The sequence below is a fragment of the Pseudomonas sp. P5_A12 genome (assembly GCF_056400685.1).
On the sequence record NZ_JBFUKU010000003.1, the window covers coordinates 45,403 to 71,255 of the forward strand.

Consider the following 25,853-nt stretch of genomic DNA (forward strand, 5'->3'; position numbering starts at 1 on the left):
TTCTGTCATTCATGTGACATCTTTTGCGCAGAGTTCTGACAACACCCGCAGCCGACGCTTGGGTTCACTGACGAACGGGTTGCGCTCGTCCCAAGCATAACCGGCGAGAATCGCGCTGATCATGCGGCGGATGTCCGGCGAGCTGCCCGGATGGTAGATCACATCCTGGAAGGTCCCGGCGTACCAGCCTTCGACATAACAACGGAAGGTGTCGACGCCACGCTTGAGCGGTTCGGCGAATTCGGTCTGCCAGTTGACGCTTTCCCCTTGCAGTTGGCGATGCAACACGCCAGCGGCCATGCTCGCCGAACGCATGGCGATGGTCACGCCGGAGGAGAACACCGGGTCGAGGAATTCCGCGGCGTTCCCGAGCAGCGCAAAGCCCGGACCGTGCAAGGTCTTGACGTTGGCCGAGTAGCCGCCGATGGTTCGTGCGGGTGTGTCCCACACAGCGTTTTTCAGGACACCGGCCAGGCTTGGGGTTTCAGTGATGAACCCGCGCAGGCATTCGTCCAGATTCTCCATGCGGCCTTCGAAATGTTCGGCGGCCGCGACCACACCCACCGAGCAACGACCGTTGCTGAACGGGATGGTCCAGAACCAGATATCGCGATGGATGGGATGTGTGGTAATGAGGATTTTTTCCCGCTCGAAGGCCGGGCTGTCGATGTGATCTTCGATGTGGGTAAACACGGCTTGGCGCACCGGAAAGTTCGACGGTGCTTCAAGATCCAGCATACGCGGCAGCACACGACCGTAGCCGCTGGCATCCAACACGAAATCCGCTTCGACGTGGTACTGGCTGCCGTCTTCGCGCAGCACGTCGAGTTGCGGTTTCGGCAAGTCGAAATCGACGCTGACGATGGCTTCGCCGTAACGAACTTCCACGCCTTGCAGCGCTGCTTGATCGGCCAGCAGTTTGTCGAAGTCAGCGCGCTGCACCTGGAAGGTGGTCGGCTTGCCATGGCTGAAAGTGTCGCCGAAATCAAAGGCGCTGTACTGCTCACCCCAGGCGAATGCGGCGCCGTTTTTTAACTGGAATCCGGCAGCATTCACGGCATCGAGCATGCCGGCTTCTTCAACGAAATCCAGGCAATGCGACAACAGGCTTTCGCCGATGGAAAACCGTGGGAAGTGCTGGCGTTCGATCATCAGAACATCGTGACCGTTGCGTTTGAGCAGCGCGGCAGCGATGGCACCCGAAGGCCCCGCGCCGATGACGACGACTTGTCGACGTTGCATTTCAACTGTTGGCACGAGGGCTCCTTGCCGGGGCGGCGATGTTCAAAGGGGGAGTGTGCATACCGGCCAGTGCCGGCAGCAACGTCGCGATCAGGCCCATCACCATCAGCGCAAAGTACAGCGCGGGGCTGATGAGCTGTAGTTGCAGCAACAGATTCAGAAAAACGATCTCACTCAAACCACGAATATTCAGCAGCAGGCTTTCCCGCCAACGGCTGGCGCCTTCAAAGGAGGCACCGGCCCAACCAAGACCCAGCCAGTTGCCCAGCAGTTTGCTGGCAATCGGCAACAGCAGCAGGGCGGCCAGTTGTAGCCAGCTCAGGCTGGTGATGGCGGCGTGTACGTTGATCTGCACGATACCGAACGTGAGGATCAGCGGAATGGCGATCCAGGTTTGCAAACGGCTCATCCAGAGCGCAGGTATTGGCCACACCAACGGCACTTTCAACGCCGCCATGCACAGCAGATAACCGATGCCGAAAATCAGTGCATTGAGCTTGAAGTGCTCGGCGATTACCAGCAGTGCGAAGAAGCAACCGCTGTGCAGCAACGCCTGACGCAAACCGAGCAGACGCAGCAGCACCGGCAGACAAGCACCGGCCAATGGCAGCAGCAGGCTGCTTACGTGCAGGCTGCCCTGAGCGAGTCCGAACAGCGTCCAGCACGCCAGGTCGATGAGGATCGCGGTCTGCACCAGACGCCGGGTGGCATCGGGCGGGTAGTTGATGTGTCGCAGGTACAAATACAACACCGGGATCGCGGTGATGGCGAATACCAGACCCACTGCCAATGAACTGATCCACGGCTGTGGGGGGAGCAACCAGACCGCCGTCGCCAGCCCGCCCGCGAACGGAATGCAAAAACTCGGCAGGGCGATTTTCAGGCTCTGGCGATCCAGCCGCAGGTCGATCACGTCACTGAGAATGTGCCCCAAAAGCAAGGCAAAGCTCAGGCTGTAGAAATTTTTCAGCCATGTCGGCGATATCAGTTCAGCGCCGCTGAGCTGCCAACCGGGTTCGATCCAGAGGTACATCAGCAGCGGCAGGCCGAAAGTGGCCAGCAACAACTGGCTGACGATGGGAATCAGTCCGAAATGACGACCGACACGGGTGGCTACGGCGAACAACGCGAGGGCCATCAGCCAAAACAGGGCGATCATCATGCTGCCGACTCCGCGACCGGAACGCTGTGGACATGTCGTCCCGCCCACGGCGCCAGGATGAAACTGAAAGCCAGGCCCAGGCTCACTGACAGACCAAAATTGCTGACTGCCGGTGTACTTGATACCGCGAGCAAACCGAACGACAGCCACGTGGTCAGCGCCGCCAGCAAGGTGCCCAGCAGGCTCACGGCCGCGCCGCCGACCTGTTCGCGCATGAGGATCGCGTAATCGACGCTGATCGCCGTCACCAGCAGCAAGCCAAACAGGCTGAACAGCGTCAGTGGTTGCCCCAGCCAACCGAGACTGGCCAGGCTGCACAGCGCTGCGAGCAATGGCAGGGCGACGATGCGCAGGGCGCCACCGAGACCGAATGGCAGCATCAACACCAATACGATTAACGCACAGGAGGCAAGTTTGAGCTCTGCTGCGCTGATCTGTGTCGCGGCGAAAACGCTGTTCAATTCGCCGAGACGGTCGACCAGTTCAACGCCTGGCAAGTCCAACGCTTGAACGCGTAACAGGGCAGGGTCGTTCAGGCCTTGCAGGCTGACCATCCCCGCCACGCCACCGTCATCAGTCGGTCCCAGCCACAGTGGGCGATAGGGCTCAGCCAGCGGACCGAGCAGTGCGGCGTCGATGTCTTCGGCGGGCAACGCCTGCAATTTCGTCAACTCTGCGTGCAGCGCTTCTGCCGGCACGCCGACGTCGAGCAGCGGCTGCCAGAACTGCGGCAGTTTGCTCAACGCGTCACGCACTTGTTGCTGATCGCTCGGCTGGCTGACCAGCTGACTCAGCGACAGGTAACCCTGGAGTTTTTCCAGGCCAACCAGTTGATCCAGGCGCTCGCTCAACGCGGTCTGACGCTCCAGCAACTCCTGCTGATTCGCACCGCGCACCAGGAAAAACTGGCTGGTCGGTTGAAAACCGGTGATGCGCGCAATGGTCCGGGCTTCGTCCGTCAATTGCTGTGGTGCGCCGATCCACTGGCGTATATCGTTTTTGCTTTCGAGTTGCAGCAGGCCGCCCACGCAGAAGGCAATCAGCAGTGCCAGCAGTACCGGCGTGTTGAAATGTCTGAGCACCGCGTCACGCAGACTCAGCAACGATTCACAGACGCGCAGCGGCCATTGCGCCGGACGTATATCGACGCCCTTGAGCAGTGCCGGCAGCAGGCAGACAGCGGACAGATAGGCACCGAGCAAACCGGCCGCGGAGAACGCGGCAATTTGGGTCAGGGCCGGGAACGGTGTCCACGCCAGCGCGAGGTAGCCGATGCAACTGGTGATCAGGCTCAACGTCAGGCCCGGCAGCGTCAGGCGCAACGCGGGCCAGCTGTGCCAAGGTTTCAGGCTCCAGCTTTTCGACAAATAATGCAGCGGATAGTCGACGGCCACGCCGATCAGGCTGGAACCGAGCACGAGCGTCATCACATGCATATGGCCGAAGATCGCCACACAGGCCACCGCGCCAAACAGCATGCCCACCAGTACCGGAACAAACGCGAGCAACACCCGCCAGCGCCGGAAGGCCAGCAACAGCATGGCCAGAATGCCCAGCGTGGCGCCGCCACCGACCCATGTCATCTCGCGGGTGGCTTGTTGCTGACCACTGGCGGCGTAGAGCAATCCGCTGGCCGCCAGCAGTTGTACGTCGGACTGAGCCGCTTGTTCGCGGCTGCGTACAAGCAGGTCGGCCACTTGCAGTGGCAGGCTCATGTCAAACGCATTACCGGTGGTTTTTGCCCGCAGCAACACCCAGTTCTTGCCGTCGGCATCGGCGATCAACGCGCCGCTGCCGATGTCCAGTTGTACGGTGCCGCGTTGTGGCTGGCTGTTCTGGATGCGCCCGGTCAGGCCCAGCCAGTCATCCTGGCTCGGCACCAGGCTGAACCCGGTGAAGGGGTCGAACAGCGCCTGTACCCGCTGCTGGATGAAGGCGTCGGGGTGTTCGATCAGTTGCTGGCGATCCGCCTCGGACAGCATCGCCAATCGGCCTTGCAGCAGTTGTGTGCGTAACGCAGGCAAGTCCGCTTGCAGGGTCCACTGGACCTTTTCGAACAAACCGCTGGCCTGCCATTGTTCGCCGAGTTTCTGCGCCATGGCGATGGCTTGCTCACGATCCTTATGGCCGACCAGCATCAGCAATTCGCGGTTCAGCGGTTCTTGCATGCGTTGTTCGGCACGCAGTTCCAGCGCGTCCGGCGCCGTGCCCGGCACTAGTTCCATGAGGTTGGCCGACAGCGGTGCGCCGTCACGCCATTGCCATCCGGCGAGCGCGAGCACCGCCAGCAGCAGGATCAGGAACAGCCATGGCAGCCTGCGTTCACTCGGCAAAGTCAAGTTGCTCCGTAGTGCTCAACGGTTGGGCGCTGGTGCTGTCCTGCATGCGCAAAAGCGTGCTGTCGCCTTGGGTTTCCAGCAGTTCGATGGTGCTCACCAATTCGCCACCGGTGATGTTGATCTGGTTGAACACCTGCTTGAGCAACAGCGAACGTGGAATCAACGTCAGCTTCCAGTTCTGCGCATCGCCGCTCATTGAAAGTTCGAAGTCACGCTGCAATCCGCTGCTGTCGCCTTGCAGAACGGCGAGGAACAAGCGGTTCTGCTCGGCACCTGCACTTTTGCTCGGCAGCATCTGCCAACCACTGACGTCACGCCGGGCGATGCCTTTGGCGGTGATTCGGTAATCCTGTTGCAACGGGGTTCTTAGCAGCCACAGCAGGCCATGATTTTTCGCGAGGACGAACGATCCCTTGCTGGTCAGCGGCTGGGGCAGGGCGCGCAGGTGTTTTTCCTGGATGAAGTGGCCGTGGACCACCTCCGGTTTGGCCAGTTGATCGCTCAACTGCTGCAAATCAAACGCCTGCGCCCACGAAGAAAAGCCCAGCATCACCACAAACAGGTAGCAGCTGCCGAGCCCGCGAGGCTGCGTCCGGCGGCGAAGCCGTCGTAAAACAACGCCGGGCGTCTGCTGCGCCCGAGCGCGGACCGGACGACGCAGGCTTCGCCAGCTGCTACAGGTCGAACGCAGGCTGCTACAGAGGGTTGTCAGCAGGTTCATGCGAGCGTCCTTTCGACGGCGTCGGTAAAGACCTTCGGTGAGGCCAGCTGCATTTCGCGGCTGGCCATGTCGACAGCAACCTGCACCGAGCTGGCGCGAGTCAGGCGTTCGCCGGTTTCCAGGTCACTGATCAGGTAGTTGATCTTCAACCGGTTCTCCCACTCCACCAGATTGGCGCGCACGTTCAATTTCTGGCCGAACATCGCGCCGCGCACGTACCGCAGTTGCAAGTCGATCACCGGCCAGGCGTAGCCCGACTCAGCCATCGCCGTGTAGTTGTGGCCGATCTTGTCCAACAGCGCACAGCGGGCGACTTCCAGATACTTGACGTAATGGCCGTGCCAGACCACATGCATGGTGTCGACGTCAAAGAACGGCACGAGGATTTCCGTATCGGTGTGAAGTACTCCCGTGCTACGCATGCAGCCTCCAGTGTTGCTCGGCAATTCGTTTCAGGCACAGGCGTAATTCACCTTCCAGGGCACGATCTTCGATGACCGGAGGGAAGTCCTTGGCCAGCTCTTCGTGCATGGCGGCCAGGGCCGGCGGCAACGGGCGAGCGTCTTCGGCCTTACTGCGCAGCCACACGCCTTGGTTGGCTGCAAGCAGGGTCGCGGCGGCGACCTGCTCGGTCAGCTCCAGCACGCGAATCGCATCGCGGGCGGCAATAGTGCCCATGCTCACTTTGTCCTGGTTGTGGCATTCGGTAGAGCGCGAGAACACGCTGGCCGGCATGGTGTTTTTCAGTGCTTCGGCGGTCCAGGCGCTGGTGCCGATCTGCACGGCCTTGAAGCCGTGGTTGAGCATCGCCCGGTCAGCGCTGGCGCCGGACAAATTGCTCGGCAAGCCATGGTTGTAACGCTCGTCCACCAGCAGGGCGAGTTGACGGTCCAGCAGGTCGGCGACATTGGCCACCAGGTTCTTCAGGCTATCCATCGCGAACGCGATATGACCGCCGTAGAAATGCCCGCCGTGCAGCACGCGCTCAGCCTCGGCGTCGATGATCGGATTGTCGTTGGCGCTGTTGAGTTCAATCTCGATAAACGAGCGCAGCCAATTCAGGCTGTCCGCCAATACACCGAGGACGTGCGGGGCGCAACGCAGGGAGTAGCGATCCTGCAAGCGGTGCAGCGGCGCGGTCGGTGCGTCGATCGCCAGATCCTTGCGCAACCATGCGGCGACTTGCATCTGTCCCGGGTGCGGTTTGGTAGCGAACAGGCGTTCGTCGAAGTGTTCCGGGTTGCCCTGCAACGCCACCACGTTCAACGCGGTGATGCGCGTGGCCAGTTGCAGCAGGTAATCGGCACGGGCGAAGGCGAGACAGGCAAGACCGGTCATCACCGCGGTGCCGTTCATCAAGGCCAGCGCTTCTTTGGGGCGCAGCACCAATGGCTGCCAACCGAGTTCGCGGTGGACATCGGCAGCGAGTCGGCGTTCACCACGGAATATCACTTCACGCTCGCCGGACAGGGTCGCGGCGACGTAGGACAACGGCGTCAGATCGCCACTGGCGCCCACCGAACCCTCTTCCGGGATCAGCGGCAGGATGTCGTGTTCGAGGAACGCTTGCAGGCGTTCCAGCAGCTCCACGCGCACTCCGGACACGCCGTGACACAGCGACTGCAAGCGCGCAGCGAGAACTGCGCGAGTGGCTTGGGCATCAAGCAATTTGCCCAACCCGCAGCCGTGAAAGGTGTACAGATGACGGGGCAGCGCCTCGACGTGATGCAGCGGCACCGCGACCACGCAGGAGTCGCCATAACCGGTGGTCACGCCATAGATCACGCCTTCCTTGTCCAGCAGGGAGTCGAGAAATCGCGCGCCCTTGGCGATACGCTCGCGGTACGCGGGATCGCCCTGCAACTGCGTCGGCACCTGACGATTGGCCAGGGCCAGTACGTCTTCGATGCGCAAAGGGAGTTCGCCGAAGGTTACCGGCTCATGCGTTGGCGTCGTCATCGGTCTTCCAGAAAGGGTAAAAGTTGAACCATTGTTGGGGCGCTTCAAGGCAATAGTGACCCAGTCGCTCGGCGTAGCGGGACGCCCACTGATGAATGACCTGTTCACGGTCGCTACGTTTCCACACCACGGCCTCGGCAAACGGTTCGAGGGTCACGCGATATTCACCCGACGGTTTCTTCAGGCACATCAACAGACTGATCGGGCATTTCAGCAGCCCGGCCAGCAACCACGGTCCCTGAGGGAAGGCCGCCGGATGACCGAGAAAATCCACGTGCACGCTGCGTCCGCCGTGCAGCGGCACGCGGTCACCGGCCATCGCCAGCCATTCGCCGCGCTCAAGGCGCTCATACAATTGCAGCATGATGACCGGGTCCAGTTCGCTGACCTGGATCAGGCGCAGATTGGTCGCACCGGCCTCGCCGAGCAAACGGTTGAACTGCTCCGCGTGTTTGGTGTGGACCAGCACGTTCATCGTGACTTTTTCGCCGATTTCCGCCAGTGCGCGGCAGACCTCAAGATTGCCCAGATGCGCGCCCACCAGCATCTGTCCGCGACTGCCACGCAGTTGATTGCGCAGCAGTGCCGGGTCGATGATTTCAATCTGGTCGATGCTCAGCTTGCCGTTCCATACGTCGAGCTTGTCGAGCATGGAGTCGGCGAACGCCATGAACTGGCTGAACACGCGCCAATGGGTAGGGCGCAACTCAGGGCGAGCGCTCCAGTCGGCGAGACGTTGCTGGTATTGCCAGGCGCTTTGGCGAGCGCTGCGCCCGAACAGGAAAAAGTACAGGACGATGCCGTACAGCAGCGGACTCAACAGCCGCCTCCCCAGTACTTTGGCGCCGAACGCGGTGAGCTTCATCAGCCAGAAACTGCCCCTCTCCTGGCGGTCCGCCCAGTGCTTCTTCTCTACGTCACTGCTCATGCTCGCCACCGTCGCCAGAGGATCACCGGAGCCCGCAACAACATGCCGAAAAACAGCCGCGTGTGCATGCTGGAAATCAGCACATTGTCGTAAAACAGGCGAAAGTGCGAGACGCCATCCAGCGGGTAATGAACCCGAGTCGGCAACCATTGCATCGGCAGGTTGCGCCAGGCCAGCCGCACGAGGATGTCCGAGTCGAAGTCCATGCGCTTACCGATCTTCGCCGAGTCGATCAGCGCCAGGGTGGGCGGCAATGGGTAGACGCGAAAGCCGCACATGGAGTCGCGAATCTGCAAGGACAGCGTGTTGATCCAGACCATCACGTGCGTCAGGTAGCGGGCGTACAAACGTCCTTTGGGCACGCTGGCGTCGAATTGCGGGTACCCGCAGATCACCGCGTCCGGGTGGGCGCGTGATTGTTCGATAAAGCGCTGCACGTCTTGCAGGTCGTGTTGACCGTCGGCGTCCACTTGCAACGCGTGGCTGAAACCCAGACGTGAAGCTTCGCGCAGGCCGGTCATCACGGCGCCGCCCTTGCCCTGGTTGGTGGCGAGGCGGATCAGGTTGACCCTTTCGCGCTGGGCGAGATGGTCGAGCACTTTGGCGCAGGGTGGATCGCTGGCGTCGTCCACCAGAATGCACGGCAGGCCACCGGCGATCAGCGCGTCGACCACCGTGGTGATGGCGGTTTCGTGGTTGTAGACCGGGATTACGGCGCAGGGGCTATGCATACGGAGTCACACCTCAACCTTGTAGCAGCTGGCGAAGCCTGCGTCCGGCCGCGAAGCGGTCGTAAACCGGTATGTGCGGTTTCCCGGAATAGGTGAGGTGGTGTCGATGCGAGCGTTTCGCACTCGGACGCAGCCTTCGGCAGCTGCTACAGGGGGCTTCAACTTATCCACAGGCCGCCTCCAGCAAAATCCGCCCACTGGAGCAGGTGGCGGCCTCATTGCGATAGGCGAAATACAATTTGCTGCGTTCCGGGTCAAAACGCAGGTGCAGCTGGATTTCGTCGCCCGGGCGCACCAGTTGCTGGAACTTCAGCACTTCCATGCCGGCGAATTTAGCCGGAAGGTCCATCAATTGCTGGCCGAGGCGCAGCGCCCACTCCACCTGCACCACGCCGGGCAGTACCGGTGTTTGTGGAAAGTGGCCGCTGAAATAAGCGAGGTCCGGCGGGACCGCCAATTGCAGGCTCCACTCGCCCTCGACTTCGACCTGTTCTAGCACTTCGGGCGCCTTGACGCGGGRCGCCAGCAGCAAGGCTTCGACATCGGCCTGAGGCAGTTTGCCCTGAGCGTTCAGGGGCAATTGCCGCAGCAATCGCCAGCGCCGTGGCAGGGCGAGGGCTTCGCAATGCTGGCTCAGGTGCTGACGCAGTTCCTGTGTGAGCGTGCGTCGTCCCTGATTGCGCAAGGCATGCAGGCCTGATTCGCTCAGTACCAGCAGCGCGCCCAGCGAGGCGCGGTTTTCCTGGACCACGCCGAGGCGTGCTTCCGCGACCCAGTCATGGTCCATCAGCGCTTTTTCCAGCATGGGCAGCGAGATGCGTTTCTCTTCCAGTTTGACGATCCGGTCCAGTCGTCCCAACAGTTCGAAACGGCCGTCGGCAGCGATTCGTGCGGCGTCGGCGGTGTGTTCGAGGTGACCGGCTGGCAAGTACGCAGACTTGATCAGCAGCGCGCCGTCGCTGTCCTGGCTCAACTCGACATCAGCAAACGGCTGCCAGAGATCGCTACCCTGACGCCAGGCAATACCGCCGGTTTCCGAACTGCCGAAAATTTCTGTCGGCCATTGTTGCAGGCGTTGGTGCAGGCTCTGCGCAGCCTCGGCGGGTAACGCGCCGCCGGAGGAAAACACCCGTCGTACGGCGCTCAAGGCTGGCCAGTCGAGGTTGTCCCCCATGCGTTTGAGCAGCGCCGGGCTGGCGACCCAGGCGAAGGCCAGGTGTTCACGGCTGGTGCGCTGCAAGTCTTCGGGGAACGCCAGTTGCCTACGCACGAACCCCCGCCCGGCGCACAAAGGCCACAGCACCCGAAACAAAAGGCCATAGATGTGTTGGGTGGCGACGCTACCGATGATGTACGCCTCGCCCAGGTCCGCGCCCCAGAGCTGTTCCAGCGCTTGAACTTCATTGGCCACTTGGCGCAGGGTTTTGTCGATACGCTTGGGTTCGCCACTGGAGCCGGAGGTGCAAAGGCTCAGCTGGCAGGTGTCCAAATCCAGTGCGGCACCCGTGAGAGGCGGGTGAAGGTAATCCCTCAGGTGTACGTCATCGGCCAGATCGGTCAGCCACAGGTCGACTTCGCTGGACCAGCGCTGGCGCGTCTGCGGTTGTAGGTCGGCAGGCAGCAGCACGCTGGCGCCGGCACGCCAGGCACCGAGCAGGGCAATCGCCAGGTCGGCGGCGTCTTCAAGGTGCACGGCGATGCGCTGCACACCTTGGGCTTGCAGGCCGGCCGCCAGGCGCAGGGCCTGATCGCACAGTTGTGCATGATTCAACGCCGGTTCGGCCGTTACGGCACGCTCCGGCTGAGCCTTGAGCAACAATTGCTCAAGCTTTATCCAATTCATGAGTGGCCTCGTACCCGTTGTCGTATCAGCCATTCAATGGCAAACAGCAGGCCCATCAAACCGTAGGAAAGCAGGCCGGTGTACAACATCCACCAACTCAGCGGCGCCCATAGGGTCAGGGCGGCGGCGAGCAAGCCGTTAAAGATGAAAAACACACACCAGACAATCGTCACCTGGCGCGTATAAACAATGGCCCTGGCCGGCAGGTGCGGTTCACGCAGGCGCGCCAGGCGTTCGACCATCGGCGGGCCGAATTTGAGGCTCAGGCCAAACAGCCCGAGCATGAACGTGCTGATCAGCACCGGGTACCAGCGTAGCAACAGCGGGCTGTCGAACAACGCCAGCAACAGGCAAAAAACTATCGTGATGGTCGCCATCCACAGGCTGCCGGGATGGCGCGTACCGAACAACGCCCGAGCCAGCCACAGGCTGCCCAACAGCAGGCCGAACTGCCATGGAGCAAAATGCTCCATGCCGAAATACACCGCGAAGGGGTACAACAGGCCCGCGAGCAGCAGGCCAAGGCCGATCAGTCGGCTCATGCGGCGGGTTGAACCAGGCGATAGACCGCCTCGACCACGTCACTGACGGTACGCACCGATTTGAATTCTTCGGCGGCGATTTTTTTTCCGGTCTGGCGCTTGATGTGATCGATCAGGTCGACGGCGTCGATACTGTCGATTTCCAGATCCTGATACAGGTTCGATTCGAGGCTCACGCGTGCCGGGTCCAGCTCGAAGAGTTCGACCAAGGCATCACGCAGGGTGTTGAAAATGTCGTCACGAGTTTGCATGGTCCGGTCTCAAGCTGCCTGTTTTGCAGTGACGAACGCCGCAAGGCTCGCCACGTTGGTGAAGTGATTGCGGGTGTCTTTGGCGTCGGCATCGATTTTGATGCCGTATTTTTTCTGGATCGCCAGGCCGAGTTCCAGAGCGTCCACCGAATCCAGACCCAGGCCTTCGCCGAACAGCGCCTGATTGTTGTCGATGTCATCGGCACTGATGTCTTCAAGGCCGAGGGCATCGATGATCAGTTCTTTGATTTCCAGTACCAGGCTATTCGTGTGCAGATCGCTCATCTTCGGCGAGCTCCTTAATAAAGTAAGTATGCAAATAATCGTTGAGCTTGCGCGAAGCCTGAGGGGGCGGGCCACTCGCGGCGAAAGCTTGTGGGTCTATATCGGCCCCGACGCGGAAACTGAAGTGCACGCGGCGTTTCGGGATCCGATACCAGGGCTCGGCCTTGGTCAATGTCGTCGGGCTGACCTTGATGATCACCGGGGTCAGGATTTTCGCACCTCGCAGGGCGATTGCCGCGCCCCCCCGATGAAAGGCCGGTGGCTCGCCAGGTTGAGTGCGAGTGCCTTCGGGAAAGATGATCAAGGTCTGACCGCTTTTCAACGCGTCGGCAGCCGCGTCGAGCATGTCCATGCTGCCGTCGTTGCTGATGTATTCGGTGCGGCGTAGCGGGGCACGGGTAAAGGGGTTTTCCCAGAGGCTTTGTTTGACGACGCAGTTGGCGTGTCGTACCAGGCCAATCAGGAACACGACATCGATCAGCGACGGATGATTGGCGAGAATCATTTGCCCGGGGCGACCGAGCCTTTCTGCACCCTGGATGTCGTAGGTCAGGACGCCGGTGCGGGCCATGAAGCGGATAAAAAGCCAGAAACAGCGGCTGACGGTTTGTCGCGCGCGCAGACGGTGGGTCTGGGCATCACCGGGCAGGCAATTGAGCAACGGGAAAACCACCAGCCGCAGGCACAGGCCGCCCAACCCGAACAGGGTGAAGCTTGCGGCAGTGGCCAGCAGACGCCAGTAATAGGCATCGCGGTTTTTTTCGGTCACAGGGTGCGATGCCAAGTCCATACGCGATTCTTCCAGGCATGTTGGCAGGTGGTTTGCTGGCCGAGCAGGGTACTCAACAGGTTCAGGGCATGGGGCCAGTGGGCGTTGGACAACCTTTGCGTCGTACTGTTCAGGGACAGCTGCCAGTCGGTACCGGGGGTCAGCAACAGCGCGACGGCATAGGGAAACGGCACATCGTTGATCCAGGTCTCGTAGGCGCTGGGTGGTTGTTCTTCGGTGACAATCAGCAGGACGGCAGGCGCGCCTTCGTCCAGCATCGCCGCGGCCTCTAGCATGCCGTGTTCAAGCCCGTCGCCGGCTGCGGCGAGGGCCGTCATTTCGCTGGTTTCTCCACGCATGATCGACCAAAGGCCAATGACAGCGTTGTGGACGGACAGGCTGAAGTGAGTCGGTGACAACGGTTGGTCGGCTGCCAGATCGCTGAGGATTTCGAACGTGCGTGGCGTTTCGCCATGACGGGAAACAAAGACCAACGGTAGGTTAAGGCGGCCATCGGCCAAGGGCCAGCCAACACTGAATGCCATTCGCGCCAAACGGCTGAGTCGTCGGCGCTGCATGGCGGGCAGAAACGACACATCGGGGGCGGCATTGCTGCTCGCAAGCACGACCGGTTGTCGGCTCCATGCCTGCCAATCGTCCACGCTTTCGAGCCCGGGAGCCCACGCGCGCCATTGGGCGATGTTGAAGTTGATCACAGACATACATCCCGCCCCAGCGGGGCTTCTTTGACGCGGTGAGTCGCACAGACAGCGACAGACCTTACGTGACGCTTAGCGCCGAGTGGTGCGCATTATCCCGGTGCTACGGGTGCGTAGCAAATGCTGGTTACATTTTGCGCAATCATATGTACCGTCCGATTCGGCAAAAAGTATCGGTTAGCCATTATCCACAGCGTGAAGTTCATGGCTGTCGGCCGTTACACGGATCAATGGAAGTTATTGCTGTTTTTTCATGTGGAGATTGGAATTGACCGTGTAGTCCCTTTCCGTCGAGGTAGCTAAGCGATGCTCTGGAACACTACACTCGGTCATACTTTGAAACACGGAGAGGTTTTGACATGCGGCGCGTGGTGTTTAATCAAAAAGGTGGCGTGGGCAAATCCAGTATTGCCTGCAATCTGGCGGCGGTCAGCGCCAGTGAGGGCTATCGCACCTTATTGGTGGATCTCGATGCCCAAGCCAACTCCACTCAATACCTGACAGGCCTCACCGGCAGTGATATCCCGATGGGCATTGCCGACTTCTTCAAGCAAACCCTGTCCTCCGGGCCGTTTTCGAAGAAAAGCCAGGTCGACATCTACGAAACGCCCTTCGACAACCTGCACGTGGTCACCGCTACCGCCGAATTGGCCGATTTGCAGCCCAAGCTTGAAGCCAAACACAAGATCAACAAGCTGCGTAAGTTGCTTGAGGAGCTGGGGGAAGATTACGACCGGATCTACCTGGATACACCACCCGCGCTGAACTTCTATGCGGTATCGGCGTTGATTGCCGCAGATCGCGTGCTGATCCCCTTCGACTGCGACAGCTTCTCGCGCCAGGCGTTGTACGGCTTGCTGGCGGAAATCGAAGAACTCAAGGAAGACCACAATGAAGGCCTGGAAGTCGAAGGCATCGTGGTCAACCAGTTCCAGGCCCGTGCTAGCCTGCCCCAGCAAATCCTCGACGAATTGATCGCCGAAGGTTTGCCGGTATTGCCGGTTTACCTGGCCAGTTCAGTGCGTATGCGCGAATCCCACCAGGCCAACACGCCACTGATCCACCTCGACCCCCGGCACAAGCTGACCCAGCAATTCGTCGAGCTGCACAAACTGCTGGAAAGTGCCTGATTCCTGCTGACGCCACCGAACTACTGTGGGAGCGAGCCTGCTCGCGATAGCGGAGTGTCAGTCGACATCAATTTTGACTGTTACACCGCTATCGCGAGCAGGCTCGCTCCTACATTTGATTGGTGGTGGTTTTTATATCCCCTGGCTCCGCAACCAACTTATCAGCTGCGGTAACGGGAAAGCCCCGCTCTGGCGCGCCACTTCCCGGCCGTTCCTGAACAGAATCAGACTCGGAATCGAACGAATCCCCAACTGCGCCGACAACTGCGGGTTCGCCTCGCTGTCCAGTTTCGCCAACCGGCACTTGCCCGCCAACTGACCAGCCGCCTGCTCGAACACCGGTGCAAACGACTTGCACGGCCCGCACCACTCCGCCCACACGTCCACCAGCAACGGCAGATCGCCTTTGATCTGGCTGGCGTAATCGCCTTGCATCAGTTCGAACGGTTTGCTCAGCAAGACCTCGGCTTTGCAGCGACCACATTTTGGATGGTCGTCGAGGCGCTCGGCGGGGATGCGATTGAGGCCGTTACAGTGGGGGCAGGGGATGAGGAGTGGGTCGGTCATGAGCAAGATCCAATGGGAAGCTGATAACACCTAGTTGGAGACGTTTGCTCATATTTTCAATCATGCAGTGGCTGACATTGAAACTAGGCTGAGGGAAAGGATCTGTTTGAGACCGTTGGTCTGCTTAGATGTATCGCAACTTGCGATAAAAAATTCCTGTGATTAACTCATCCATAGCAGAATGCGATAAGGATGTTGCATGCGAGTGTTTTCCGAAAAACGAATCTGGGACGCCAAGGAAATGTGGCCGCAGGCGGCCAGCGCACTGGACCAGTGGTATCGAATGGTAAAACGCGTCAAGCCAAGTGATTTTGCGGCAATGAAATCTTCATTTCCCGCGACCGACAAGGTCGGTGAGTTTCACGTTTTCGATATTGGTGGAAACAAATTACGTCTGATCGCCTATGTTCGATATCAGCATCAAAAAATCTACATCAAGCATGTGCTGGATCACCGCGAATATGACCGCGGTAAATGGAAGGAGGGAAGAGCATGAGCGTTCTTATCAAAAATGCGGCCGAGCACTGGGAGTTCGTATCGCCATTGCTACGCAAACCCAAGAACGAACACGACTATGACACGCTGGTGCAGGCACTCGACGAGTTACTCGAGATGACCGGAGTTGACGAGTCGCATCCTCTGATGAGTCTGGTGGACATCATCGGTGACTGGATTGAGGAATGGGACCACAAGCATCACCCCATGCCCGAAGCCACAGGTGCCGAAGTGCTTGGTTACATGATGCGCGAACATGGATTGACTCAAAGCGACCTGCCTGGCGTCGGCTCTCAGTCGGTCGTTTCCGAGATCCTGAGCGGCAAGCGTCAGCTCAACCTGCGGCAGGTCCGCTGGTTGGCCGAGCGATTCAATGTGCCGGTAGACGTCTTTATCTGACCCGCCTCACGACGAACAACTGATCTCCAAATGCTTGCCCCACTCCGGCGGCCGCTCGGCATAACTTTCCATCCCCGGCTGTTCCTCGAACGGCTTGCTCAGCACCGCATGCAGCCGACGCACCTCGGAATAGTCGCCGCTCTCTGCCGCATCGATGGCTTTCTGCGCCAGATAGTTACGCAGGATGTACAACGGATTGACCGCGTGCATCCGTGTTCGGCGCTGTTGCTGATCTACCACGCCTTCGCGAGCCACCCGGGCGACATAAAGCTCGCCCCAGGCATCGAAGCCCTTGATGTCGACGAAGTCATTGCGCAAACGGGCGACAGCCTGTTCAGGTGGCTCATCCCCAAGCCGGCGGAAGAACAGGCTGTAATCGACGCCACTGTTCTGCATCAGTTGCAGCAAGTGTTCCAACAATTTTTGGTCATCGTCTTCAGCGGTGGTGAAACCGAGGCGACGACGCATTAGGTCCAGGTAGTGCGCCTGGTACAGCGGCAGGTACAACCCGAGGGTTTCGCGCAGGGCTTCGACGCTGATGAACGGCGTCAGGGCCTGGGCGAGGGCGCTGAGGTTCCACTGGCCGATCGGTACCTGGTTGCTGAAGGAATACCGGCCCTGATCGTCGGAGTGGTTGCAGATGAAATGGGCGTCAAAGTCATCGAGGAAGGCGAATGGGCCGAAGTCGAAGGTGATGCCGAGGATCGACATATTGTCGGAGTTCATCACCCCGTGACAGAAGCCATAAGCCTGCCATTTGGCGATCAGCTCGGCGTTGCGCTCGACGACTTCACGGAACATCGCCAGATACGGTTCCGGTTGTTCCAGGCATTCAGGGAAATGCATGGCCAGCACGTGGTCGCCGAGTTCTTTCTGTTTTTCGGGGCGTTTGGTGTAGTAGAAGTATTCGAAATGCCCGAAGCGCACATGGCTGGGAGCCAGGCGCAGGACCATCGCGGCGCGTTCCTGCTTCTCGCGCCACACCGGCGTGTCGGAGCCGATCACGCACAGTGCGCGGGTGGTCGGGATGTTCAGCGCGTGCAGCGCTTCTGAGGCGAGAAACTCGCGGATCGAGGAGCGCAAGACCGCGCGGCCATCGCCCATGCGCGAAAAAGGCGTCTGGCCGGCACCCTTGAGGTGCAAGTCCCAGTGTTCACCGGCCTCGTTGTACACCTCGCCCAGCAACAAGCCGCGACCGTCGCCCAGTTGGGGGTTGTAGGAGCCGAACTGATGCCCGGAATAGACCATCGCCCGTGGCACTGCGTCGGCCCAGAGCTTGTGGCCGCTGAACAGCTCGGCGAACTCCGGGGTTTCGGCCACGGCCGGGTCCAGGTCCAGCAGCTTCATGGCCGCAGGGCTGGCGACTACCAGACGCGGGTTATCGATGGGCTCGGGCAGCACATGGGCGGAAAACGTATCGCCCAGGCGGGCAAAACGATTATCGAAGGTCAGTTCGTCGAGGGCTTTCAACGGCCATCTCCAGCAGAATGTCCGAGCATTCTGCTAGGGATAGCGCGGTTAGTCGAGCTTGGCGGCTGGCGGTTCTTGAGGGGGGGTGCCATCGACCAGCGGCACGATGGTTTTATTTTCCGGTTCAACCGGCACCAATTTGTATTCCTGGCCGTGAAGGTTCTTGAGGTAGACCTCCATCTGCCGGAACGAGATGTTGATGTGCTGCTTCTTGAACTCGCGGTTGATGAAGCGGTTGACCTCATCGAGCACCGGGTTTCGGTCACCAAGGTCGCGCACGTGCATGCGTAACTCGTGGTCGAGGGTGCTTTCGCCGAAATTCAGGAAATACACGTGCGGTTCCGGGTCCTTGAGCACGCGCGGGTTGTCCCGGGCGGCTTTGAGCAGCAGTTCTTTTACCAGGTCCAGGTCCGAGCCGTAATCGACGCCGAGCTTGAGCGTTACCCGAGTGATGGTGTCGGTCAGGGACCAGTTGATCAGTTGCCCGGTAATGAACGTCTTGTTCGGGACGATGATGTCCTTGCGGTCGAAGTCGGTGATGGTCGTGGCGCGGATTCGAATCTTGCTGACCGTGCCCGACAGGTTGCCGATGGTAATGGTGTCGCCGATCCGCACCGGGCGTTCGAACAGAATCATGATGCCGGAGATGAAGTTCGCAAAAATCTCCTGCATCCCGAAACCCAGGCCGACCGAGAGCGCGGCCACCAGCCATTGCAACTTGTCCCAGCTCACGCCGAGCGTGGATAAGGTCGTGACGAAACCGACCCCGGCAATCACGTAAGACAGCAGCGTGGTCGTGGCGTAGGCGCTGCCCTGCGCCAGATTGAGCTTGGACAACACGAACACTTCCAGCAGGCCCGGCAAGTTGCGGGCGAGGGCGAAGGTGATGCCGATGATGATCAGCGCGCCCAGCATGTCGCCGATGCTGATCGGCACCATGCTCATGGTTGCTCCCGTGCCGCTGGTGTATTCGTAGAGGGTGATGTTGTCCAGGTACGAGAACACCGAAATCAGATCGGACCAGGCCCAGTACAATGCGCCCATGAAAGCACCGAGCAGCGCCAGACGGATCAGGCGCAGGGATTGTTCGTTGACCTTCTCGATGTCCAGCGTCGGTTCTTCAATAACGGCTTCGCCGTCACCGGCCTCTTTCGCAGCCAGACGTTTGGTCAGGGCTCGCTGGTACGCCAGGCGGCGGGCAGCAACGCTGAGCCCGCGGACAAAAGTGGCTTCGATCACCAGCCAGAACATCAGCAGGTAAAGGGTATTGATCAATCGGTCAGTGAGCTTGAGTGCGGTGTAGTAGTAGCCGAAGCATACGGCCACGAACAACGCGATCGGCAGGGCGGTAAACAGGATCCCCACTAATTTGCGGAAGAGCGAAGCGTTCTCGTGCGTCGGGCTGCGCATCAGCAAACGGCTGAGCAGCCACGCCATCAAGGCATAGCAGGTCAACACCACCGGCATGCCCAGCACGTCATCCGAGAGGGTCGCCGGTTGCAACTCGGCGACGGCCACCACCGCCACCAGCGCCATCACCACCAGACCGAGTCGACGGATCCAGCCCTGAAGGAATTCGACCTGAGGCTTTTCCCAGCGGAAATGCAGTTCGGCCACGCCACCCGGCGCGAGGATCCGGTAGGCGGTGTAGAACACCAGCCATGCCTGGGCCATTTGCAGCAGCGCGGCGCCCATGTTGGCGTTCTGCCCGCGGGCATCGATCTGCAAGGCAAGACCGCACAAGGCCAGGCCCAGCGCGACCGGCATCGCCAGCAATATATTGACCAGAATGGCCTGCGGCGTGTGCCATTGGCTGTCGCGCTTGAAGTGGCCGATGTCCTTGTGAACCTTGTTCAGTTGGGCATACAGGCTTTTGCGTCGCCACAGCAGGGCGCCGATCAGCAGCACCAGCGGCAGAAACAACAGCGGCCGTTGAATCAGGCCATCGCTCAACTCATTCAGGCTGGAGAACCACGGCAAGGTAGTGATCTGGCGCTGCAAGCGTTCTGGTACCGCACGAATCCATTCCATGTCCAGCGGCTTGTTGCTGGGAATCCAGAACATTTGTTCGTCGAGGGTCGCGCGCAGGCTTTGCGCGGTGCTCAGCAATTGTTTCTGATTGAGTTGCAGGGTGATGGATTCGTTGAGCACGGCGCTCAATTCGCGGTTCAGTCGCTCCAGCAGGTCGGCGCGGGTCGTGGCCAGTTCCAGAAGGCTCTTGCGCAGTTGCGGGGTGACTTGTTCCGGCGGTTGAGTCGACAGCAGGTTGTCGACATAGGTGGCCGGGTTACTCAGCAATTCGCGTTGCTGGCTGACTTCAAACTGATAGAGGCGAATGTCGGCGATCTGGTCCGCCAGGTTGCGGTCCAGCCTTAAACGCGGCAGGGACTGTTTCTGTTTGTAGAGAATCTTGGAGAGCAGCAGACTGCCCTTGAGCACGTTGATTTGCTCGTCCAGGGCCGAATCGCTCTGGGTGACGTTGTCCAGTTGCTGCTTGGTTTGCAGGTTTTGCTGGGTTACTTCGTTGAGACGGTCCGTGCTTTTGAGCAGGTAGTCGGAGAGCTTCAGGTTCGCCGCGCTTTCCGTGGCCAACAGGCTGCTGCCGCCGGATTTCTGCGCCTCGATGGACTGCTGGGTCACCGTTTCCTGGGACTGGGCCAGGCGTTTCTGGTTGATCAGGGTTTGCAGTTCCTGGATTTCCTGATCCAGGCGATCGGATTTTTCCGAGAGCAAATCGTGCTGGCTGTTGCCCAGATCCTGCAACTGATTGTTGCCGGCCAGTTCCTGGCGACGCAGCGGAATCAGTGCGTTCAGGGCAGCGAGTTCGGCATTGAGCAAATCTCGCTGATCGCCGCTCAGGGTTTTGCCGCCGTCTTTGCCGGACTTGAGGATGTTGTTGATTTGTTGAATGCGCGTCTGGCTGGCCGAAATTTCGGCCTGGGCGCGTTCCGGGCGGGTCTGAGCAGTGATCACCAGCGTGTTGGCGTCCGTCAGCGCTCTTTGCAGATCGCTTTGCTGGGTCGAGCGCTCGGTGAGCATTTGTTCGAGTTGCGGGATCGACAGGTTGGCGTAACGTTGCGTCACCGGCTGCGTTTTGGTGCCCTTCAGGCGCGCCAGTTCACGCTGATTCTCGATGATTTGCTTGGGCGCGGTGGCAAGTTGCTGTTTGACATCGGCCAGTTTCTGTTCGTAGTCACGCTGGTTGTTGAGCTGGGTCAGCGTGTTTTGCAGGATCGCCTGCAGGGCTTTCTGATCGGCTTCCGGCAGCTTGCGGTCGGCGATCTTGTCCAGGCTCGCCTGCACGGCTTCGCTGGACGGCGGTTCGGCCGCTTGCAACGTGCCGATGGAGAGGCTCAAGCCCAACAGGGCCATGATGAAAAAAGTACGCAGGGTTGACATAAAGACCGATCAAAAACGAGACGAAGTAAGGAGTTTAGAGGAAGAGACCCGGACCCGGGCGACTTCCTTCGGGGAATCTGACGCCCACTTTGCCGATCTTGTTCCCCTCCATGACCGCGACGGTCCAAATAGTGTTGTTCCACTCAACCTGGTCACCGACCACGGGCGCACCCCCGACTTTCTGGGCGATGAAGTGGCCGAGCGACATGTCCGGATCGATGCCTTCGACTTTCAACCCGTACAGCGCCGCAACCGCGCCCAGCTGGGCGTCTCCTTCGAGCACGAAGTCGCCGAAGAAGCGCAAATCCAGACCCCGTTGCGGTGCCCGGCTGAAGAGTTTTCCGAGGGCAGGCAGGTTGTGTTCATGGCCAATAACACACAGCAAATCATCGACTTCGAGCACCGTACTACCCGACGGATGGAGCAATTGCTGGCCACGAAAGAGCGCGGCGATGCGCGTGCCTTCGGGCATTTTCAGTTCGCGAAGGGGTGAGCCGATGCACCATTTCTCGGCGCCGAGGCGATAAACGAACATCTCCCACTCACTGGTGACATGCACTTCCAGGGCGGAACGCGAGATGGGCGCGGGGTCAGGTGGCACCGTCACTTTCAGCAGTTTGGCCACCCACGGCAGGCTCGTGCCCTGCACCAGCAGCGACACCAACACAATAAAGAACGCGAGGTTGAAATAGAGCTGAGCGTAGGGCAGGCCGGCCATCAGCGGGAACACCGCCAAAATGATCGGGACCGCGCCGCGCAAGCCGACCCAGGAAATGAACGCTTTTTCGCGGCCATGGAACGCCTTGAAGGGCAGCAAACCGATCACCACTGACAGCGGCCGTGCAAACAGAATCATCCACAACGCCAGACCCAGAGCAGGCAGGGCAATCGGCAGCAAATCATGCGGTGTAACCAGCAGACCCAACACCAGGAACATCCCGATCTGCGCCAGCCAGGCCATGCCATCGAGCATGTGCAAAATGCCGTGGCGACTGCGCACCGGGCGGTTGCCGATGACCAAACCACACAGATACACCGCGAGGAAGCCGCTGCCGTGCAGGGCGTTGGTCAGGGCAAACACCACCAGGCCGCCGGCAATGACCAGAATCGGATAGAGGCCGTTGGCCAGATTGATGCGATTGACCAGTTGTAGCATGACCCAGCCACCGGCGAGACCGACGACGGCACCGATTCCGAACTCACGCACGAAGTGCACGAGCAGGCTCCAGTGCAGGCCGGTCTCGCCACTGGCGAGCATATCGATCAGGGTCACGGTGAGGAACACCGCCATCGGATCGTTGCTGCCGGATTCGATTTCGAGGCTGGCAGTGACCCGTTCGTTCAGGCCTTTGCCACCCAGTAGCGAGAACACCGCTGCGGCGTCGGTCGAGCCGACAATCGCACCGATCAACAAGCCTTGAATAATGCTCAGGTTGAACAGCCAGGCGGCCACCATGCCGGTCAATGCGGTCGTTATTAACACCCCGATCGTGGCCAGCGACAGTGCAGGCCAGAGCGCAACGCGAAAACTCGCGACCCGGGTGCGCAAGCCACCGTCGAGCAGGATCACCGCCAACGCGAGGTTGCCGACCAGATAAGCCGTGGGATAGTTATCGAAAATAATGCCGCCGCCGTCGACGCCGGCAGCCATGCYCACGGCCAGGATAATCACCAGAATCGGGATGCCGAGGCGGGACGAAAGTGAGCTCACCAGAATGCTCGCACCTACCAGCAACGCGCCGATCAGAAACAGGCTGTTGATGGTGATTGCATTCAAAGGCATTACTCCAAAAAACAAAAAGGCGGGCACAAACTGACCATGCAGTCTGCGTGCCAGCGATTCTAACCTGTTGAAATGTGATGCTGTCAAAAAGGTTTTTGCAACGCAGGAGACGAAGGTAGGTGATCGTTCCCACGCTCCGCGTGGGAATGCCTCAATGGACGCTCTGCGTCTGCTTTGGGGCGCGGAGCGTCCCGGGCTGCATTCCCACGCGGAGCGTTGGAACGATCATTGACAGGGGGCGTTGCATGGCTGACAGAGGCTAAACCGCCCAACCATGCTGTTCATGCCTTGCGCGTTTTTGTCGCATTAGGGCTCCCGGCGACGAAGTGCAGGAACCCCATTGGCCAATCACAGTCTTTACTGCTCGCGAGAAAGGTCACCCACCAGGAAAATCAAGGCCTTGGGCCCGAATAACCCTGGCATCCGTGGTGACTTTTCTTTATCGTACGCGCCCTTTGAAAATGCTCGGAAAATCAAAATGTTGGAAGCATCCCTAAGCCAATTGGAACAGCTGGTAAATGACTTGGTGCAACAGAACCAGGCACTGCTGGGCAGCAACCAGACCCTGAGTGCAGAACTGGCTCAGGCCAAGGATGAAAACGAAAGCCTGCAACTGAGCCTGATGGAACAGGAAGAGAAACAAGGCGCCACCGCCGCACGCATCCAGGCCCTGGTTGAGCGCGTCAGCGCCGGCCCGGTCAGCGCATGAATCAAGGCGCCGCAGGGGTAAAAGTCGTCTCGATCCTGGGGGAGGACTATTCGATCAAGGCGCCGGCCGGGGAAGAGCAAACCCTGCTGGACGCCGCGATGATGTTGAAGGCTGCTTTGGCCGACACCAAAAGAAAGTACCCGACATTGATCGGTGACCGCCWGTTGGTACTGGCCGCAATGAATCTGTGCTCGCAGCAGATCGAGTTGAAAAAGCAGCACAAGCAGGAACTCGACCGTTACCAAGAGCAAGTCAGCGCCACGGTTGAAGTGATCTCCAAGACGATCAATCAGGCCTGATCGGCTTTGCGCACAACCAAAGAATAAGTTGTCGATAAGTGCTGTATACAATCGGCACGGCTGTTGCAGTGTTCCAGCCTCTTATTCTTTGGGGGTGTTCCATGCAGTTTTGGCGACGCAGTATCCAATGGCAGTTAATCCTGAGCATGGGCACCGCCCTGCTGGTCAGTATCCTGATCGTGGTGGGCATTTATACCTTCGTGGTTAACCGCCTCGCCCAGAACTATCTGGTCGAACAGGCCCTGCCGTCGAGCATCGAAGCGACGCGCAACGACATCGAGCGAATCCTCGTTCAACCCCTCACCGCCGCCAGGGACATCGCCAGCAATAGCATGGTGCGCGACTGGTTGGCCAGGGGTGAAGACGATGCCCGGACGGCGACGTTCGCGCAGTACCTGGAGGGCATTCGCGCTGAACACAAAGCCTTGACTGCGCTGATCGTCGGCACTGCGTCAAACCACTATTTGACCGAAAAAGGCCTGGATCGGACCCTCAGCCGCTCCAACCCCAAAGACGCCTGGTTCTACTCATTCCTCGACAGCAATCAGCCGCGCACCGTCAATATAGACAATGACACCGCGACCGGAGAATTGACGCTGTTCATCGACCTCAAGATTGAGCAGGCCGGTAAAGTCGTGGGCGTTGCCGGCCTCGGGTTGAGCATGAAAGAGTTGTCGGAGCTGATCCACAACTTCAGCTTCGGTGAGCGCGGAAAGGTCTATCTCGTGCGTTCCGACGGTATTATCCAAGTGCATCCCGAGGCGCACTTCAGTGGCAAACGCACCCTCGCCGAGCAAATTGGCGCGCCCGCCGCGCAAGCGGTCATGGGTCAAAAAACTGCCACCAACAGTAGCTTCGTGCGCGATGGCGAAGACTTCCTCGCGTTGAGCCTGCCGTTGCGTGACCTGGGCTGGACGCTGGTGGCTGAAGTGCCGCAGTCGCAGATCTATGCCGAAGCCCGTCGCGCGATGTGGATGAGCAGCGGCATCGGCCTGGCGGTGGCGCTGGTGTGCCTGTTGCTGGTGGTATTGCTCGCCCGTGGATTGGTGCGCCCGATCCGTCAGGTAACAGCGGCACTGGTAGCCATTGGTAGCGGTGGTGGCGATTTGACCCATCGGCTGGATGCCAGTCGCGCCGATGAACTGGGCGATCTGGCGCGCGGCTTCAATCGGTTTCTGGACAGTCAGCGCGAAATGATTGGCGAAGTTCTGACCACCAGCGAACGCTTGCGCACCGCTGTTGGCCAAGTGGCGAAGGTGGTGGACAACACCGCGGAACGTTCTGGTCGTCAGCAGGAAATGACCGACATGGTGGCCACCGCAGTTCATGAGATGGGCCTGACCGTGCAGGAAATCGCCCAGAACGCTGGCAACGCGGCGGTCGCGTCGCAGAGTGCTCGCGATGAGGCGATGCAGGCTCGCGAAGTAGTGGGCGGCTCGATCCGGCATATCGAAAGCATGTCCGACGAAATCGGTATTGCGGCGAGTGCCGTGGGTGAGCTGGCCAATCAGGTGGCGTCGATTGATCAGGTGCTGGCCGTGATTCGCGGGATATCCGAGCAGACCAATTTACTGGCGCTCAACGCTGCCATCGAAGCGGCGCGGGCCGGGGACATGGGCCGTGGGTTTGCGGTGGTGGCGGATGAAGTGCGCACCTTGGCGCGACGCACGCAGTCGTCGACCGATGAGATTCAGCAGATGATCGGCAGCCTCAAGCAAGGCGCGGAGAATGCGGTGTCATCGATGCATTCGGGGCAAGCAGCGACCGGCACGGGCGTTGAATCGAGCCAGCGCACCGGCGCGTCGTTGACGGCGATTACCGGGCAGGTGGAACGCATCAGCGACATGAACCATCAGGTGGCGACGGCGACGGAAGAGCAGTCGGCGGTGACGGAAGAGATCAACCGCAACGTGCAGGGGATTTCTGATCTGGCGCGGGCGACGGTGGGGGAAGTCAGGGCTTGTCGTGAAGACTGTCAGACGTTGCAGCGCTTGGCGGATGATCTGGCGCGGCAGATGAGTAGTTTCAAACTGAGTTGATGGGTTGTCTTTGCGGGCCTCTTCGCGAGCAGGCTCGCTCCCACAGTTGATCGCATTTCAACTGTGGGAGCG

Annotated in this window: 24 protein-coding genes and 1 pseudogene; 7 read left to right on the plus strand and 18 right to left on the minus strand. The window is 60.0% G+C overall.

All coding sequences use genetic code 11. The features are described 5' to 3' along the window. Nucleotides 1–9: 9 nt before the first annotated feature. The 14 genes from AC1DSG_RS01040 to AC1DSG_RS01105 form a co-directional block, all read right to left on the minus strand. Nucleotides 10–1,257: an NAD(P)/FAD-dependent oxidoreductase gene (locus tag AC1DSG_RS01040; RefSeq protein ID WP_477789184.1), complete on the minus strand. Its 1,248-nt coding sequence runs from the start codon at nt 1,255–1,257 to the stop codon at nt 10–12. Further along, on the minus strand, nt 1,244–2,404 hold the full coding sequence (locus AC1DSG_RS01045) for a cation:proton antiporter (RefSeq protein WP_477789185.1): 1,161 nt from the start codon (nt 2,402–2,404) through the stop codon (nt 1,244–1,246). The genes AC1DSG_RS01040 and AC1DSG_RS01045 overlap by 14 nt, the downstream gene beginning before the upstream one ends. Continuing rightward, complete coding sequence (locus tag AC1DSG_RS01050) at nt 2,401–4,743, minus strand: MMPL family transporter (protein ID WP_477789186.1); 2,343 nt, start codon at nt 4,741–4,743, stop codon at nt 2,401–2,403. Before AC1DSG_RS01050 ends, AC1DSG_RS01045 begins: the two co-directional genes overlap by 4 nt. Further along, nucleotides 4,727–5,293 carry an outer membrane lipoprotein carrier protein LolA gene (locus AC1DSG_RS01055; protein WP_477789204.1) on the minus strand — a complete coding sequence of 189 codons (567 nt, stop codon included), beginning with the start codon at nt 5,291–5,293 and terminating at the stop codon, nt 4,727–4,729. The genes AC1DSG_RS01050 and AC1DSG_RS01055 overlap by 17 nt, the downstream gene beginning before the upstream one ends. A gap of 167 nt (nt 5,294–5,460) precedes the next feature. Continuing rightward, nucleotides 5,461–5,886, minus strand: a complete 426-nt coding sequence (locus tag AC1DSG_RS01060) for an acyl-CoA thioesterase (protein WP_477789187.1) — start codon at nt 5,884–5,886, stop codon at nt 5,461–5,463. Beyond that, nucleotides 5,879–7,423: an HAL/PAL/TAL family ammonia-lyase gene (locus AC1DSG_RS01065; protein WP_477789188.1), complete on the minus strand. Its 1,545-nt coding sequence runs from the start codon at nt 7,421–7,423 to the stop codon at nt 5,879–5,881. The genes AC1DSG_RS01060 and AC1DSG_RS01065 overlap by 8 nt, the downstream gene beginning before the upstream one ends. Next, nucleotides 7,404–8,351 carry an LpxL/LpxP family acyltransferase gene (locus AC1DSG_RS01070; RefSeq protein WP_477789189.1) on the minus strand — a complete coding sequence of 316 codons (948 nt, stop codon included), beginning with the start codon at nt 8,349–8,351 and terminating at the stop codon, nt 7,404–7,406. The genes AC1DSG_RS01065 and AC1DSG_RS01070 overlap by 20 nt, the downstream gene beginning before the upstream one ends. Next, complete coding sequence (locus AC1DSG_RS01075; protein ID WP_477789190.1) at nt 8,348–9,082, minus strand: glycosyltransferase family 2 protein; 735 nt, start codon at nt 9,080–9,082, stop codon at nt 8,348–8,350. Before AC1DSG_RS01075 ends, AC1DSG_RS01070 begins: the two co-directional genes overlap by 4 nt. Before the next feature lie 163 nt (nt 9,083–9,245). Next, nucleotides 9,246–10,925, minus strand: a complete 1,680-nt coding sequence (locus AC1DSG_RS01080) for an ApeI family dehydratase (protein WP_477789191.1) — start codon at nt 10,923–10,925, stop codon at nt 9,246–9,248. Further along, nucleotides 10,922–11,467 (minus strand): COG4648 family protein, encoded by a 546-nt coding sequence (locus tag AC1DSG_RS01085; protein ID WP_477789192.1) that lies wholly within the window; start codon nt 11,465–11,467, stop codon nt 10,922–10,924. Before AC1DSG_RS01085 ends, AC1DSG_RS01080 begins: the two co-directional genes overlap by 4 nt. After that, nucleotides 11,464–11,718 carry an acyl carrier protein gene (locus AC1DSG_RS01090; RefSeq protein ID WP_007947135.1) on the minus strand — a complete coding sequence of 85 codons (255 nt, stop codon included), beginning with the start codon at nt 11,716–11,718 and terminating at the stop codon, nt 11,464–11,466. The genes AC1DSG_RS01085 and AC1DSG_RS01090 overlap by 4 nt, the downstream gene beginning before the upstream one ends. A 9-nt stretch (nt 11,719–11,727) precedes the next feature. Then, nucleotides 11,728–12,003 carry a phosphopantetheine-binding protein gene (locus tag AC1DSG_RS01095; protein ID WP_223520010.1) on the minus strand — a complete coding sequence of 92 codons (276 nt, stop codon included), beginning with the start codon at nt 12,001–12,003 and terminating at the stop codon, nt 11,728–11,730. Further along, entirely contained in the window at nt 11,981–12,793 is an 813-nt protein-coding gene (locus AC1DSG_RS01100) for a lysophospholipid acyltransferase family protein (protein ID WP_477789193.1), read from the minus strand. Before AC1DSG_RS01100 ends, AC1DSG_RS01095 begins: the two co-directional genes overlap by 23 nt. Continuing rightward, nucleotides 12,769–13,494: a beta-ketoacyl synthase chain length factor gene (locus AC1DSG_RS01105; protein ID WP_477789194.1), complete on the minus strand. Its 726-nt coding sequence runs from the start codon at nt 13,492–13,494 to the stop codon at nt 12,769–12,771. The genes AC1DSG_RS01100 and AC1DSG_RS01105 overlap by 25 nt, the downstream gene beginning before the upstream one ends. Nucleotides 13,495–13,850: 356 nt before the next feature. Here AC1DSG_RS01105 and AC1DSG_RS01110 point away from each other — a divergent pair, with 356 nt between their 5' ends. Beyond that, nucleotides 13,851–14,621 (plus strand): ParA family protein, encoded by a 771-nt coding sequence (locus tag AC1DSG_RS01110; protein ID WP_477789195.1) that lies wholly within the window; start codon nt 13,851–13,853, stop codon nt 14,619–14,621. Nucleotides 14,622–14,753: 132 nt separating this feature from the next. On the opposite strand, the gene trxC is transcribed toward AC1DSG_RS01110, so the two are convergent. Then, on the minus strand, nt 14,754–15,188 hold the full coding sequence (gene trxC, locus AC1DSG_RS01115) for a thioredoxin TrxC (protein WP_477789196.1): 435 nt from the start codon (nt 15,186–15,188) through the stop codon (nt 14,754–14,756). Nucleotides 15,189–15,387: 199 nt separating this feature from the next. Here trxC and AC1DSG_RS01120 point away from each other — a divergent pair, with 199 nt between their 5' ends. Then, nucleotides 15,388–15,684: a type II toxin-antitoxin system HigB family toxin gene (locus AC1DSG_RS01120; protein ID WP_477789197.1), complete on the plus strand. Its 297-nt coding sequence runs from the start codon at nt 15,388–15,390 to the stop codon at nt 15,682–15,684. Then, on the plus strand, nt 15,681–16,082 hold the full coding sequence (locus tag AC1DSG_RS01125) for a helix-turn-helix domain-containing protein (protein ID WP_477789198.1): 402 nt from the start codon (nt 15,681–15,683) through the stop codon (nt 16,080–16,082). The genes AC1DSG_RS01120 and AC1DSG_RS01125 overlap by 4 nt, the downstream gene beginning before the upstream one ends. Before the next feature lie 6 nt (nt 16,083–16,088). Here the strand turns inward: AC1DSG_RS01125 and selO are convergent, their stop codons facing one another. From selO to AC1DSG_RS01140, 3 genes are read right to left on the minus strand one after another with little or no spacing between them, the layout of a single operon-like run. Further along, nucleotides 16,089–17,552 carry a protein adenylyltransferase SelO gene (gene selO, locus AC1DSG_RS01130; protein ID WP_477789199.1) on the minus strand — a complete coding sequence of 488 codons (1,464 nt, stop codon included), beginning with the start codon at nt 17,550–17,552 and terminating at the stop codon, nt 16,089–16,091. Nucleotides 17,553–17,600: 48 nt separating this feature from the next. After that, nucleotides 17,601–20,951 (minus strand): mechanosensitive channel MscK, encoded by a 3,351-nt coding sequence (mscK, locus tag AC1DSG_RS01135; RefSeq protein ID WP_477789200.1) that lies wholly within the window; start codon nt 20,949–20,951, stop codon nt 17,601–17,603. Between the two features lie 34 nt (nt 20,952–20,985). Continuing rightward, nucleotides 20,986–22,728: a potassium/proton antiporter gene (locus AC1DSG_RS01140; protein WP_477789201.1), complete on the minus strand. Its 1,743-nt coding sequence runs from the start codon at nt 22,726–22,728 to the stop codon at nt 20,986–20,988. A 484-nt stretch (nt 22,729–23,212) separates the two neighbouring features. Here AC1DSG_RS01140 and AC1DSG_RS01145 point away from each other — a divergent pair, with 484 nt between their 5' ends. The 4 genes and pseudogenes from AC1DSG_RS01145 (at nt 23,213) to AC1DSG_RS01160 (ending at nt 25,781) form a co-directional block, all read left to right on the plus strand. Beyond that, nucleotides 23,213–23,443, plus strand: a complete 231-nt coding sequence (locus AC1DSG_RS01145; protein ID WP_007947124.1) for a hypothetical protein — start codon at nt 23,213–23,215, stop codon at nt 23,441–23,443. Further along, nucleotides 23,440–23,742, plus strand: a complete 303-nt coding sequence (locus tag AC1DSG_RS01150; protein ID WP_477789202.1) for a cell division protein ZapA — start codon at nt 23,440–23,442, stop codon at nt 23,740–23,742. Before AC1DSG_RS01145 ends, AC1DSG_RS01150 begins: the two co-directional genes overlap by 4 nt. A gap of 146 nt (nt 23,743–23,888) precedes the next feature. Beyond that, nucleotides 23,889–24,917, plus strand: a pseudogene (locus AC1DSG_RS01155) (HAMP domain-containing protein); the annotation flags it as partial. Nucleotides 24,918–25,049: 132 nt separating this feature from the next. Then, nucleotides 25,050–25,781 carry a methyl-accepting chemotaxis protein gene (locus AC1DSG_RS01160; protein ID WP_477789205.1) on the plus strand — a complete coding sequence of 244 codons (732 nt, stop codon included), beginning with the start codon at nt 25,050–25,052 and terminating at the stop codon, nt 25,779–25,781. Nucleotides 25,782–25,853: the final 72 nt, after the last annotated feature.